This is a genomic window from Flavobacterium sp. 90 (assembly GCF_004339525.1).
In the GTDB taxonomy this organism is placed as follows: Bacteria; Bacteroidota; Bacteroidia; order Flavobacteriales; family Flavobacteriaceae; genus Flavobacterium.
Genome location: NZ_SMGE01000001.1, coordinates 2879958 through 2892919, shown reverse-complemented (window position 1 = coordinate 2892919; position 12962 = coordinate 2879958). Strand labels below are relative to the sequence as shown.

Here is a 12962-nt window from a genome sequence, read left to right as displayed (position 1 = left end):
GTTGTAAAGTCTAAGGTCATAAAGTCATACTTTTGACTTTCAGACTTTAGTCTTTCGACTAAATTTGTGGAGAATAACGGAGTCGAACCGTTGACCTCCTGCGTGCAAGGCAGGCGCTCTAGCCAGCTGAGCTAATCCCCCATTTCTTAAATCTTAGATTGTAGAATTCAGATTTTAGATTTCTAATTCTTCTCTAATTTCTTTTGGTGAATTCCAACTTCCAGAATTTCCTTTCTTAAGTTAAATAGTAGTCCCGGGCAGACTCGAACTGCCGACCCCTACATTATCAGTGTAGTACTCTAACCAGCTGAGCTACGAGACTCTGTTTTTCTTAAGTTTTTCATTATTTTTTTAAATTAACAGCAAGAGTAATTGAATCTTAATATTCAAAACCTATAAATAGACATCTTTTTTCCTCAACGTGTTGACAAGTCAACTAACATTTGAGGCTCTAGAAAGGAGGTGTTCCAGCCGCACCTTCCGGTACGGCTACCTTGTTACGACTTAGCCCTAGTTACCAGTTTTACCCTAGGCAGCTCCTTGCGGTCACCGACTTCAGGCACCCCCAGCTTCCATGGCTTGACGGGCGGTGTGTACAAGGCCCGGGAACGTATTCACCGGATCATGGCTGATATCCGATTACTAGCGATTCCAGCTTCACGGAGTCGAGTTGCAGACTCCGATCCGAACTGTGACCGGTTTTATAGATTCGCTCCTGGTCGCCCAGTGGCTGCTCTCTGTACCGGCCATTGTAGCACGTGTGTAGCCCAAGGCGTAAGGGCCGTGATGATTTGACGTCATCCCCACCTTCCTCACAGTTTGCACTGGCAGTCTTGTTAGAGTTCCCGACATGACTCGCTGGCAACTAACAACAGGGGTTGCGCTCGTTATAGGACTTAACCTGACACCTCACGGCACGAGCTGACGACAACCATGCAGCACCTTGTAATTTGTCTTGCGAAAAATCTGTTTCCAAATCGGTCAAACTACATTTAAGCCTTGGTAAGGTTCCTCGCGTATCATCGAATTAAACCACATGCTCCACCGCTTGTGCGGGCCCCCGTCAATTCCTTTGAGTTTCATTCTTGCGAACGTACTCCCCAGGTGGGATACTTATCACTTTCGCTTAGCCACTGAAATTGCTTCCAACAGCTAGTATCCATCGTTTACGGCGTGGACTACCAGGGTATCTAATCCTGTTCGCTACCCACGCTTTCGTCCATCAGCGTCAATCCATTAGTAGTAACCTGCCTTCGCAATTGGTATTCCATGTAATCTCTAAGCATTTCACCGCTACACTACATATTCTAGTTACTTCCTAATAATTCAAGTTTAACAGTATCAATGGCCGTTCCACCGTTGAGCGATGGGCTTTCACCACTGACTTATTAAACCGCCTACGGACCCTTTAAACCCAATGATTCCGGATAACGCTTGGATCCTCCGTATTACCGCGGCTGCTGGCACGGAGTTAGCCGATCCTTATTCTTACGATACCGTCAAGCTCCAACACGTTGGAGTGTTTCTTCTCGTATAAAAGCAGTTTACAATCCATAGGACCGTCATCCTGCACGCGGCATGGCTGGATCAGGCTTGCGCCCATTGTCCAATATTCCTCACTGCTGCCTCCCGTAGGAGTCTGGTCCGTGTCTCAGTACCAGTGTGGGGGATCTCCCTCTCAGGACCCCTACCCATCGTAGCCTTGGTAAGCCGTTACCTTACCAACTAGCTAATGGGACGCATGCTCATCTTTTACCGTTGTGACTTTAATAGTAGAATCATGCGATTCAGCTATACTATGAGGTATTAATCCAAATTTCTCTGGGCTATCCCTCTGTAAAAGGTAGATTGCATACGCGTTACGCACCCGTGCGCCGGTCTCTAGCTCCGAAGAACTATACCCCTCGACTTGCATGTGTTAAGCCTGCCGCTAGCGTTCATCCTGAGCCAGGATCAAACTCTTCATCGTATATTTTAATATTATATTGCGATGTTTTCTCTATCGGTTCTTTTCGAATCTCTCAATTCTATTACTCTTATTCTTTTGTTTTAACATCTCTGTTAAAACGGCTGTCAATTCAATATGTCTACGAACGTGTTTCTTTTTTGTTTCGCTTGTCTCTCAAAGCGGGTGCAAAAGTAGAAAACTTATTTCTAACTGGCAAATGTTTTTTGAAGTTTTTTTAAAGAAAATTTTCATTCCTTTTTCACTTCTTATTTACCAATCTTTCAATGAACTTTCCCTGTTTTGCGGGGTGCAAATGTAATATCCCTTTTCGAATCTCACAAGCTTTTTAGAATCTTTTTTTGAAAATAAATTTTCTGTTTTAATTCGTTTGCTTGTCAGTATTTCTAAGAGCGTATATCGCTGTTGCGGGTGCAAAAGTAGGCAGTTTATTTACATTTACAAGCCTTTTTTAAAACTATTTTTATTCTTTTTCAAAACTTTTTCTTAACATTCTGATAACAGCAAGTTTAGAGTTTTTACTTTTTTATAAATTTTAGGATTTTTCTTATTCGCATTGTGCTTATCGTAATTTAGTCGTTTCAAAATCCAACTGTTTTAAGGAGTTTTCACCTTTATTACCTCTTTACTGATTACTTTATAACAGCTATGAAATACTACTTTTATTGGTTCTTTCTTTGTTTTGGCTCACAGAAAGACGCCAAATCTTATTTTCATGCTGTTTGCTGCTTCTCGCAAAGTCGCAGAGACGCAAAGTTTTTATTTTTATCGCTTAGCTTCTTTTAAAAACTACCACCCTAGCCCTGATAGTAGAGAAAATCCTTTTGTGCCGGGGTTCGGCACAAAAGATTGAAACGGATAGCAGGAAATAGCTCCTTATTAAAATCAAACTTCAAAATGGTCCCTCAAAAACTATCTATAAATGATAGCATGATTTTATTCTTATATATAGATACAAAACAAAAACCCGCAAGTTAAACTTACGGGTTATATAATGTAGATTAAAAATCACTCAAATCGAATTGCTTTGACCGGCGAAATCTTTGTTATAATATAGGAAGGAATTAGTAATACCAAAAAGCAAACCGTAACCGTTAAGACATTCAATAAAACAATGTAAGTCCAATTTAAATAAACCGGCGCCTGGTTGACATAATAGTTTTCAGGATTAAGAGCGATTACTCCAAACTGCTGTTGGATTAACAAAAGTGATATACCAATTAAGTTACCCCAAAACAATCCACGCATGATTAGATAAAAGGCGTTATACAAAAAGATTTTTCGAACTGTCCAGTTATTGGCCCCCATTGCTTTTAGAATCCCAATCATTTGGGTGCGCTCTAAAATAAGAACCAACAATGCCACTACCATATTTATAGTCGCCACTAAAATCATTACGGCTAAAATTACTATTATATTAAAATCGAAGAGCTGAAGCCAGTCAAAAATATAACTGTACTTTTCAATTATTGTTTTAGTATCTAAAGTTGACGGTGTCTGATCATAAATTTGATTTCCCACTTGTTTGATACTCCCAAAATCATTTACAAAAATTTCAAATGCACCAATCTGATCTGGAGTCCATTTATTAATTCTTTGGATATGACGAATATCACCTATTACATATGTAGCATCGAAATCTTGAAATCCGGAATTAAAAATACCCGCAATCTTGAATCGGCGGATATTTGGTAACTTTCCTTGTTCTTCTTTTACAAAAAAAGTATTGAAATTATCCCCTACTTTCAAATTCAGTCTGTTTGCTAGAAATCTTGAAATCAAAACTTCTTCATTCAGATCTTTTGAGAAATTAGGCAATTTCCCTTCAACAAGATATTCTTTTATATTACTCCAATCGTAATCTGATCCGACACCTTTGAAAATAATTCCTTCAAAAGCACTTTCAGTTCTGATGATTCCGGCTTTACTTGCGATTGCCTGAATATGTTTTACCTCGGGAACTGATTTGAAATTGGGATAAAAATCCTGTTTTTTGGAAATTGGCACTAAAGTTACTTCCGAATTATTATTATCGTAATTAGAAATAATTACCTGTCCATTGAAAGCAGAAACTTTATCGCGTATTTTTTGCTGCAGTCCAATTCCGGTTGCAACTGAAACAAGCATCATAATAATACCAATAGCAATTGCCGAAATAGCAATTTTAATAATAGGCGATGAAATACTGCTTTTATAATCTTTTGCAGTAATTAGTCTTTTGGCTATGAAATATTCTAAATTCAAATTTTCAGTTGTCTTTTGTTAATCGTAATAACATTACTAAATCCTCGGAATCAAAATTACATTTAAAAAAACAAATATGATTTGCTTCTAAAAACAATTACAAAAACTTTAATCCTTATAAAGGAACCTTCTTTTTCATTTCTTCTACTATATTATAAGCCGCGGGACAAATAGCAACATTTTTAAGCGTAAGATCAGTAATTTGATGAAACTTTTTTCGGTCAGTATGCGGAAATTCACGACATGCTTTTGGACGAACATCATAAATCATACAATAATTCTCACTATCCAAGAAAGTACATGGAACGCTTTTTAAAACATAATCTTTATCTTCATCTATTCGAAGGTATTGCTCAATAAATTGCTGTGGCTTTTGTCTGAAAGATTTTGAAATTCTCTCGATATCTGCCAAAGTAAATAATGGCCCGGTTGTTTTGCAACAATTGGCGCATTGTAAACAATCCGTTTTTTTAAATTCGGCGTCATGCAAATCCTGCATTACATAATCTAAATTCTTGGGCTGTTTCTTTTTCAGCTTATCAAAATACTTTTTGTTTTCGATATGCTTATCTTTGGCTAACTTATTTAAGTTATTTAAAATCTGTTTCAAGTTTAAAATTTAAAGTTGATCTGCAAAATTAAACAACTTTAAACTTGAAACCTTAAACTTTGAACTAAAATACGATGAAAGATCTATTTGGGAAGGCGATGTTCGACTTTCACACCAATAATTCGCCGGAAAACATAATTACAGAAACTTCAATTTCTGAAGAGGATGAAATGAGCGTCGATTATTTATTCCGTTCTTATATTGAAATGCCAAAACTCGAGCAAAAAGCATTGCAATTAGCGACGGGAAAAACACTAGATGTTGGTTGCGGAGCGGGAAGTCATAGTTTGTCATTACAAAATGATCGTAATTTGGATGTAACTGCGATTGATATTTCAGAAAAAGCAATCGAAACCTGTAGACTTCGCGGCGTAAAAAACACAAAAGTTCAGAATATATTAGATTTTGAAGGAGAAAAATTTGATACGATTATCTTATTGATGAATGGAACTGGTATTTTTGGAAAACTGGAAAATTGCAATAAATTCTTGACCAAGCTGAGATCTCTTTTAAATCCTGGTGGTCAAATTTTAATAGACAGTTCTGATATCATCTATATGTTTGACGAAGATGAAGATGGTGGAAAATGGATTCCGTCTAATAATGATTATTACGGGGAACTTGTTTTTAATATTTCGTATAAAGGAGAAAAAGAAGAACCTTTTGATTGGCTATATTTAGATTACAATACATTGCAAAATGCTGCAATTGCAAACGGACTTAAATGTGAACTTATTTTAGAAGGTGAGCATTATGATTATTTAGCCAAACTTTCTATTTAAAACTAAAGATTGAAATCATGGAAGAATTAGATTTAGAAAAATTAAAATATCCGATAGGAAAATTTGAAACTCCAACAGAATATTCTCTCAAATATATCGCTGATAAAATTGCAGAAATTGAGTCTTTTCCAGAAAAATTAAAAAAAGAAACGATTCATTTGACTGATGAACAATTAGACACGCCATATCGTCCCGGAGGATGGACTGTTCGTCAAGTGATTCACCACTGCGCAGAAAGTCATATGAATTGTTATATAAGACTAAAATGGGCTTTGACCGAAAATAATCCAGTGATAAAAGCATATGACGAAGTATTATGGTCTGAATTAAATGACAATTTAAACATGCCAATTCAGCCAACATTAACATTATTGGAAGGTTTACATTTTAGACTTGGCTACATAATGAAAAATTTATCAGAATTGGATTTAGAAAAATCATTTATTCATCCCGAAAATAATTCTGAATATCGAATAAAACAAATCATAGGAAGTTATGCCTGGCACGGATATCATCATTTGGCACATATTACTTCTCTAAAAAAATATAAGAACTGGAAATAAAAAACCTGTTTCTTTTTTATACAATGTGTAATCTTTACCTAAAACAAAAAATCTCTTCAGTTGAAGAGATTTTTTTATTGTACTTAAGGAATATTTAGATATTTATGTGTCTGAAGTGAAACTCTCCACTTTGGATTATTCATTACATAATCAACAATCAGCGGCGTCATTTCTTCTTTTTTACTCCATTCTGGCTGAAGGAATAAAATAGCTTTATCATTTACAAGTTCTGCTTGTTCTTCTGCAAAAATAAAATCGTGTTTATTGTAAATAATCACTTTCAACTCATGTGCATTATCGTAAACGGTTTGAGTTGGTAATTTATTTTTTTTAGGCGAAAGGCAAATCCAATCCCAAGTTCCGGTTAACGGATAAGCTCCTGAGGTTTCTATGTGAACTTTTAAATTTTTATTCTTTAATTGTTGCGTTAAGAATGTCATATCCCAAGTTAATGGTTCTCCACCCGTAATCACGACAGTATCTGCATAAGTTGAAGCATTTTTTACAATTAAATCAACACTTGTTGGTGGATGTAATTCAGCATTCCAACTTTCCTTTACATCACACCAGTGACAACCTACATCACAACCTCCAATTCGTATAAAGTACGCAGCAGTTCCTGTATGAAACCCTTCTCCCTGAATCGTGTAAAACTCTTCCATCAAAGGTAACATCGCTCCTTTATTAACTTCTAATTGTATTTCTTTTGATAACATTATTTTATTTTAAAGTGCAAAGATAGTCAATTAAATACGGAACAAAAAAAAACCGATAGCTCTGAACTATCGGTTTTTATATCTAATTAAAAGTCTTTAACTATTTTAAAGCTTTTATAGATTGTGTTGCATAAGCATTAGTTGGATCTAAAACTAAAGTTTTATTGAAATACTCAACAGCTTTAGCTTTGTCTGTGTTAGCATAACTTGCTGCAATACTATTATAAGCCTCAACTACTTTTTTAACAGTTGCTGGTTTTGCAAGTTCTTCAGCACCTTTAGCAGATGTTCTATTGATATACTCTTGGTAGTTTTTAATGATTAAATCATCTTTCTCTAACAAGTTATTGATTCTTCCTTTGTACAAGTAAGCTTCATCATATGTTGGAGAAGCAACTAAAACTCTATCAAATGCCGCATCAGCTTTCGCTAAAGCAGCAGCATCAATAGCCGTTTTCTCTTTATTTGCATTTCCATAGTAAAGTGAAATACCATAGTATACATTATCATTCAAATAATTTTTAGACTCTGTATTAGTTGCACTTAACTCATATAAAGCTGCAGCTTGATTGTATTGTTTTTTTGTAAACAATTCTTTTCCAAAATCTCCAAGATCTTCAACTGCTAAAGGTTCCATAGCAACCGCTTTTTTAATATCGGCTAAACCAGCATCAAAAGCAGCAGCATCAACTACACCATCAGCACCTGTTCCTTTTTTAATTTTAGCAAATCCTAAATACAAGTAATCTTTTGCAATTACTTTATTTGTTGGAACTTTCACATAATCTTCTAATGATTTAATAGCAACATCAACGTTTCCATTTTCATAAGCTGAATATCCTAAATATCTAAAAATTCTAGGATTAACTTTATCCAACTCAATCATTTTGTTCGCTTCAGCTTCAAGAGCTTTATAGTCTTTTACTAAGATCAAGAAATCCGCATGACGCATTCTTGAATCAATTGAACGATCAGTAAGACTTAAGTATTTCTCATAGTTAGAGATTGCTTTTTGATAGTTTACTTGTTGAGTAGATGGTTTATTTCTAGCCCATTTGTAATATGTTTCCGCTAATTCTCTGTAAACCGGTCCGTAATTTGCGTCTAACGCAATAACTTCATTAAATGCTTTAATCGCTTCTTCATAAGATTTTGCACCTTTTAAAAGAACACCCAATTGCATTTTTGCTCTTAAAAGCGTTGGATCAGCAGTAAATGCATCACGGTAAGATTTATAAGCATCATTTTGATTATTTGCTCCATGATAAGCATCTCCAATAGCCAAAAGTGCCGTAGCATTTTGAGGCTCGATTAACAAAGCTCTTTTCAAAACTGCAATAGCATTTGTGTAATCAGGATTTGTAGAATTCATATAAGCTCTACCAATGTAAATAAACTCATTTACATCTTTACGTTTCATATCTTTTGCTGCCAAATCAAAGTTTGCTTTAGCCGCTGCTGCATTTTTAGCATCAAGATCTATCTGACCTAATCCGATATAATTTAAGTTTTTCTTATCAGCCGCTTCTAATCCATTTAAGTAATAAATTTTAGCAGAATCAACAATAGCCTGATTTAAGTAAATATTACCTAAAACAAAATTAGCTTCTCCATCAGAAGGTTTCGCTTTAATGATTGATTTTAATAATGACTTTGCTTTATCAAATTGCTCAGCATCGATAGCTTTCTTAGCCTGGTTGATATCTTGCGCTTTTGCTACAGAAGCTGAAGCAACTAAGGCAAGACTAAAAATTTTAAATTTATTCATCTTTATTGTAATTAATTTATTCTTTTTCGTTTTCGTTTATAATTTGACTTCTAATCTTAAGTTTTCTACTTGGAGTCCTAACTGGCATTAATCCGGATTTCAAAATAATACGTTGACCAATATCTCCGGCAATGAATGACGCGAACCCCATTCCTAAACCTGAATAACCTTGACAATTAATAATAAACAAATCACGTGCCAAAGGATATTTTCCTAATATAAGATCACTTTGACTTGGATCATAATACTTTTCATCATTTAAGGGTTTTACACTTAAAATATTAATTTTTTTTATCGACTCTATCATGTTTGGAGAAGGCTGTGACAACCAATTTACACCAACTATCCCAATCATACCATCATTCTCAGAAACGAATTTAATAACTTCATCGTTAGTTTTAAAAGAAAAAACACCATTTGCAGGAATATTTTTAACTTTAGCTAATTCTTTCATGTAACGCACAGTACTTGAGTTTGGATTATCAAATACCAGCCCTTTGATTCTAGAATCAGCTTTACCCTGCATAAAATCTATTACACTTTTCAACGCAATTAATGTATCATTATTGCTCTTGTTTGAAATTAAAGCAATTGCATCTGTTGCAAACTTAGTTACTCTGGGATTTATCTTGCTTTTGTCGAATCTTGCTTTTTCTTCTGTCGTTAAATCTCTTGTTGTTACAGCCACTTTGGCTTTTTGATTTAACAAGTCATTTATAAGTTCTGCTTCTGACTTAGGCGTTACCGAAATATGAGCTCCATAATAAGTTCCTTCAAAAACAGCAATTTGATCATCTACAATTGGTTTTACAGTTTCATCAACTGTAATATCCATTTTTCCTTTTAAGATCGTTTCTTTATCAGAATCATTCTTGCTTTTTTGGTTACACATGGCAAACAAAAAGACAAAAACAACCAAACCAAAAACCTTACTATATTTTAACATAATTACTCTGTGTTTGAATTAATTAATCTCAAAAAGCGTATTGCTGAATAAACGATTAGCAAACCTCCAAAAGCATATCTGTATTTTGGTTCCATATCCAATGGGAGCTTTTCCCAAAACATAATCATTAAACCCAGCACAAGATATATTAAAAAAAACAGTATTCCTAAAACAAGAAGAAATCGCTCTTTGAGCGATTTCTTCTGAATATTATTAAGCATATCTTTTAACATTATTCTGCAGATTGAATAGTAATAGGAAGAGAGTAAAGAACCCTAACTTTTTTACCATTTTGCTCGCCGGGAGTCCATTTTGGACATTTTTTAAGAACACGAATTGCTTCTGCTCCTGTACCGTAACCGATATCCCTTAAAACTTTAATGTCGGTTAATGAACCGTCTTTTTCAACTACAAACGTAACGTAAACTTTACCTTTTAAACCTTCTTCTTCCGGAGTCTTGTAATTGTTTCCTACGAATTTGTAGAATTTCTCAATTCCTCCAGGGAAATCTGGTTTTACTTCGATACCAGCTGTGTTATATACTTGGTTATCTTCTTCTACTACTGCAGCAGTTCCAGTACCTACTGGCTCATCAACAGTTAAAACTGCATCAGGATCTCCTTTAATAGTTTCAGAACCAACTTTTTTATCTTTAAGTTCCTCAATTTTTGGAGGATCTTCAGTAACCTCTTCAGCCTTTGCAACCACAGGTTTTGTAAACTTCACCTGATCCACTTTTGGTGGCGGTGGCGGTGGCGGCGGTTGATTTGGTTTTACTTCCTCTTTTTTAGGAGGTAGTTTTATCGTAGCGATCTTAACATTGTTATTCACATCATCTTCACTAGAATCCGGTAAAAAACTTGCAATAAGAGGAGCTGCAACAGCAAAGCTAAAAATAATCGAACCTATGATAAGAGCTTTTACCGTAGTTTTATTGTTCGCTTTTCTTAACTCATATGCACCATATATCTTATTACGTCCTTCGAATACGATATCAAGCCACTGATTTTTTATAATATCTAATTTCATTTTTCTTGATTATTAGGATGTTAAAACAAGACAACTCTTATTTTTTATCTATCAATTTATTTTCCTCTGGACTAAACTCAGGAACAATAGCATAAGTTTCTACTCCAGTAATAGCCATCTCATCCAAGATATCAACCAAATTACGATAATTCGATTTTTTAGTTGGTTTGATAATAACTATGATCCCATTTTTAGGCTTCCCTTTAGCAGCAGAATATTCTAAAACTGATTTTTTTCTTTTAAGTAGTTCTCTACGAATACCATCTTTACCATAAGCAATATCTTTTGGCCCAGCAATAGGAGTAGCTAATAATCCCATATAATAGGTCAATTTATTGTTTTCTCCTAATATTACAGTCATCGTACGATTTTCATCTACTTTGGTATCTACTGTCTTTGTCGTATCATCGTCTTTATTTGGCAATGACAAATCCATCGATTGAGGTTTTGACAACGATGTGGTTAACATAAAGAACGTGATCAATAAGAAAGCCAAATCCACCATTGCCGTTAAATCGACTTTCGAATTTTGCTTTTTACTTCTTACTTTGCCACCTTTTCCGCCACCACCGTCGCCGGTATTTAATTCAGCCATTTTAGTGTATCTTTTTTAATTAAAAGTCTTTTCCTCTCGTACCTGTAACTAAGTTAAAGGAATTGATTTTCTGATCTTGTAAAATATCCATAATCTTTTTGATTTGTGGATATTGTTCTTTAGCATCTCCTTTAATTGCAATTTGCAATTCTTTATCATCAATGTCAATTGCAGCTCTTCTTGAAACTAACAACCATTCTTTTAATTGATTATCTAAAGAATCGATTGGAATTCCACTTTGATCCGCTTTTACTCTATCAGATGCTTTCATAGCAATGATACTTTTCAATTCTCCTACTGGAACACCGAAGTCATCCATTAAAGCAAATTTAGTTTTATCATCTTCTGAAAAAGTCACACCGAATTTTGCACCCATTCCTTCAAGAGTTCTTTTACGAATCTCTCTTCCTTTGATGTCAAAAAACACTTTGCTTTTCCCGTCTTTGTCTTTTCCTACTGTAATAATTGCCAAATCTGTATCAGGCAATTTAAATTCAGCAACAGAAGCAGGCATATCTACAGGAAGTGCTTCAGGCACCTTAGCAGTAGCGGTCAAAATAAAGAACGTAAGCAAAAGGAACGCAACATCACACATGGCAGTCATATCTGTCGATGTTGACTTTTTTTTCATTTTTATTTTAGCCATTCTCTTTTATTTTTATTTTGATATAATTAATTGTAATTATTAATATCAAAAATTAATTATTGTTTCAAACTTCCTCTGAATCTTCTGTAAGTATTCACGATTGTAGTACCAGCCTCATCGATAGAGTAAGTTAAATCATCAATCTTAGCAGTAAAGAAGTTGTAAGAAACGATAGCTAAGATAGAAGTAGAGATACCTGTTGCAGTGTTGATAAGTGCCTCAGAGATACCTGTTGCAAGAGCAGCTTGGTCAGGAGTTCCAGCAGAAGCTAACGCACCAAACGCTTTAATCATACCAGATACAGTTCCTAATAATCCTCCTAAAGTTCCTAATGATACTAAAGTAGAGATAATAGTCATATTTTTCTCTAACATTGGCATTTCTAATGAAGTTGCCTCTTCAATTTCTTTGTGGATTACTTCTGCAGCTTCTTCACTGTTGAATCCTTCTTTTTTAACATCTTGGTATTTTACCAAAGCAGATTTAATTGCATTTGCAACTGAACCTTGTTGTTTGTCACATGAAGCGATAGCAGCCTCGATGTTTCCTTCTTTAATACTTCCTTGTACATTTTTCATAAATGCATCCAAGTTAGATTTACCAGCAGCTTTACCGATAACAATAAATCTTTCAATAGAAAAAACAACAACCATTAAAAACATACCTAATAATACTGGTACGATGAAACCTCCTTTATATACTTGTCCTAATGTATTGATCGGATGACCAGTTTCTGGATTACCTCCTTCGAAGTTAGACGCATCTCCCATGATTACTTTCCAAATAAACACCCCAACTAAAACACACGCAACAATAATGATTCCTGTAATCATTCCTCCTCCATTTGAAGTGCTTTCTTTTTTAACTTTAACGTTTGCCATTTTTTTTAATTTTAATAGTTTTAAATAATTTTATTTTTTAGTTATATTTAACTTGTAGAGGAGCAAATTTATACGTTTAGTTTAAATAAAAAAACTTTTTTTAATTTTATTGAAGGAAATTTAACGTCAATTTAAAAAATATCTCATTAAATTGCTCACATCATTTTCTAGATAAAACAAAAAACAGGACGATTAATGGGAAAATTACAACGTTT

Annotated in this window: 12 protein-coding genes, 2 tRNA genes and 1 rRNA gene; 2 read left to right on the top strand and 13 right to left on the bottom strand. The window is 34.5% G+C overall.

The window, feature by feature from the left end; all coding sequences use genetic code 11:
• Positions 1 to 67: 67 nt before the first annotated feature.
• From C8C83_RS11735 to C8C83_RS11715, 5 genes are all read right to left on the bottom strand, one after another.
• Positions 68 to 141: transfer RNA gene (locus C8C83_RS11735), tRNA-Ala, on the bottom strand.
• A 107-nt stretch (positions 142 to 248) separates the two neighbouring features.
• Positions 249 to 322: transfer RNA gene (locus tag C8C83_RS11730), tRNA-Ile, on the bottom strand.
• A gap of 133 nt (positions 323 to 455) precedes the next feature.
• Positions 456 to 1969, bottom strand: a 16S ribosomal RNA gene (locus C8C83_RS11725).
• Positions 1970 to 2974: 1005 nt separating this feature from the next.
• Positions 2975 to 4210, bottom strand: a complete 1236-nt coding sequence (locus C8C83_RS11720; RefSeq protein WP_121328744.1) for an FtsX-like permease family protein — start codon at positions 4208 to 4210, stop codon at positions 2975 to 2977.
• A gap of 115 nt (positions 4211 to 4325) precedes the next feature.
• Positions 4326 to 4820, bottom strand: coding sequence for a YkgJ family cysteine cluster protein (locus C8C83_RS11715; protein WP_121328743.1), 495 nt, complete (start codon positions 4818 to 4820; stop codon positions 4326 to 4328).
• A gap of 74 nt (positions 4821 to 4894) precedes the next feature.
• Here C8C83_RS11715 and C8C83_RS11710 point away from each other — a divergent pair, with 74 nt between their 5' ends.
• The gene (locus C8C83_RS11710) at positions 4895 to 5602 is read left to right on the top strand and encodes a class I SAM-dependent methyltransferase (protein WP_121328742.1); all 708 of its coding nucleotides are present in this window, start codon (positions 4895 to 4897) and stop codon (positions 5600 to 5602) included.
• A gap of 17 nt (positions 5603 to 5619) precedes the next feature.
• On the top strand, positions 5620 to 6165 hold the full coding sequence (locus C8C83_RS11705) for a YfiT family bacillithiol transferase (RefSeq protein WP_121328741.1): 546 nt from the start codon (positions 5620 to 5622) through the stop codon (positions 6163 to 6165).
• A gap of 83 nt (positions 6166 to 6248) precedes the next feature.
• On the opposite strand, the gene C8C83_RS11700 is transcribed toward C8C83_RS11705, so the two are convergent.
• From C8C83_RS11700 to C8C83_RS11665, 8 genes are all read right to left on the bottom strand, one after another.
• Positions 6249 to 6881, bottom strand: a complete 633-nt coding sequence (locus tag C8C83_RS11700; RefSeq protein WP_121328740.1) for a 7-carboxy-7-deazaguanine synthase QueE — start codon at positions 6879 to 6881, stop codon at positions 6249 to 6251.
• Between the two features lie 100 nt (positions 6882 to 6981).
• Positions 6982 to 8649, bottom strand: coding sequence for a tetratricopeptide repeat protein (locus tag C8C83_RS11695; RefSeq protein WP_121328739.1), 1668 nt, complete (start codon positions 8647 to 8649; stop codon positions 6982 to 6984).
• 16 nt (positions 8650 to 8665) lie between these two features.
• Entirely contained in the window at positions 8666 to 9595 is a 930-nt protein-coding gene (locus tag C8C83_RS11690) for a substrate-binding domain-containing protein (protein ID WP_121328738.1), read from the bottom strand.
• Between the two features lie 2 nt (positions 9596 to 9597).
• Positions 9598 to 9828: a hypothetical protein gene (locus C8C83_RS27400; protein ID WP_057122313.1), complete on the bottom strand. Its 231-nt coding sequence runs from the start codon at positions 9826 to 9828 to the stop codon at positions 9598 to 9600.
• A complete protein-coding gene (locus tag C8C83_RS11680; protein ID WP_121328737.1) occupies positions 9828 to 10625 on the bottom strand; it encodes an energy transducer TonB in 798 nt (265 codons plus the stop codon). The genes C8C83_RS27400 and C8C83_RS11680 overlap by 1 nt, the downstream gene beginning before the upstream one ends.
• A 37-nt stretch (positions 10626 to 10662) precedes the next feature.
• On the bottom strand, positions 10663 to 11220 hold the full coding sequence (locus C8C83_RS11675) for a biopolymer transporter ExbD (protein ID WP_121328736.1): 558 nt from the start codon (positions 11218 to 11220) through the stop codon (positions 10663 to 10665).
• 19 nt (positions 11221 to 11239) lie between these two features.
• Positions 11240 to 11866 (bottom strand): biopolymer transporter ExbD, encoded by a 627-nt coding sequence (locus C8C83_RS11670; RefSeq protein ID WP_099709649.1) that lies wholly within the window; start codon positions 11864 to 11866, stop codon positions 11240 to 11242.
• 56 nt (positions 11867 to 11922) lie between these two features.
• Positions 11923 to 12747 (bottom strand): MotA/TolQ/ExbB proton channel family protein, encoded by an 825-nt coding sequence (locus C8C83_RS11665; RefSeq protein WP_121328735.1) that lies wholly within the window; start codon positions 12745 to 12747, stop codon positions 11923 to 11925.
• Positions 12748 to 12962: the final 215 nt, after the last annotated feature.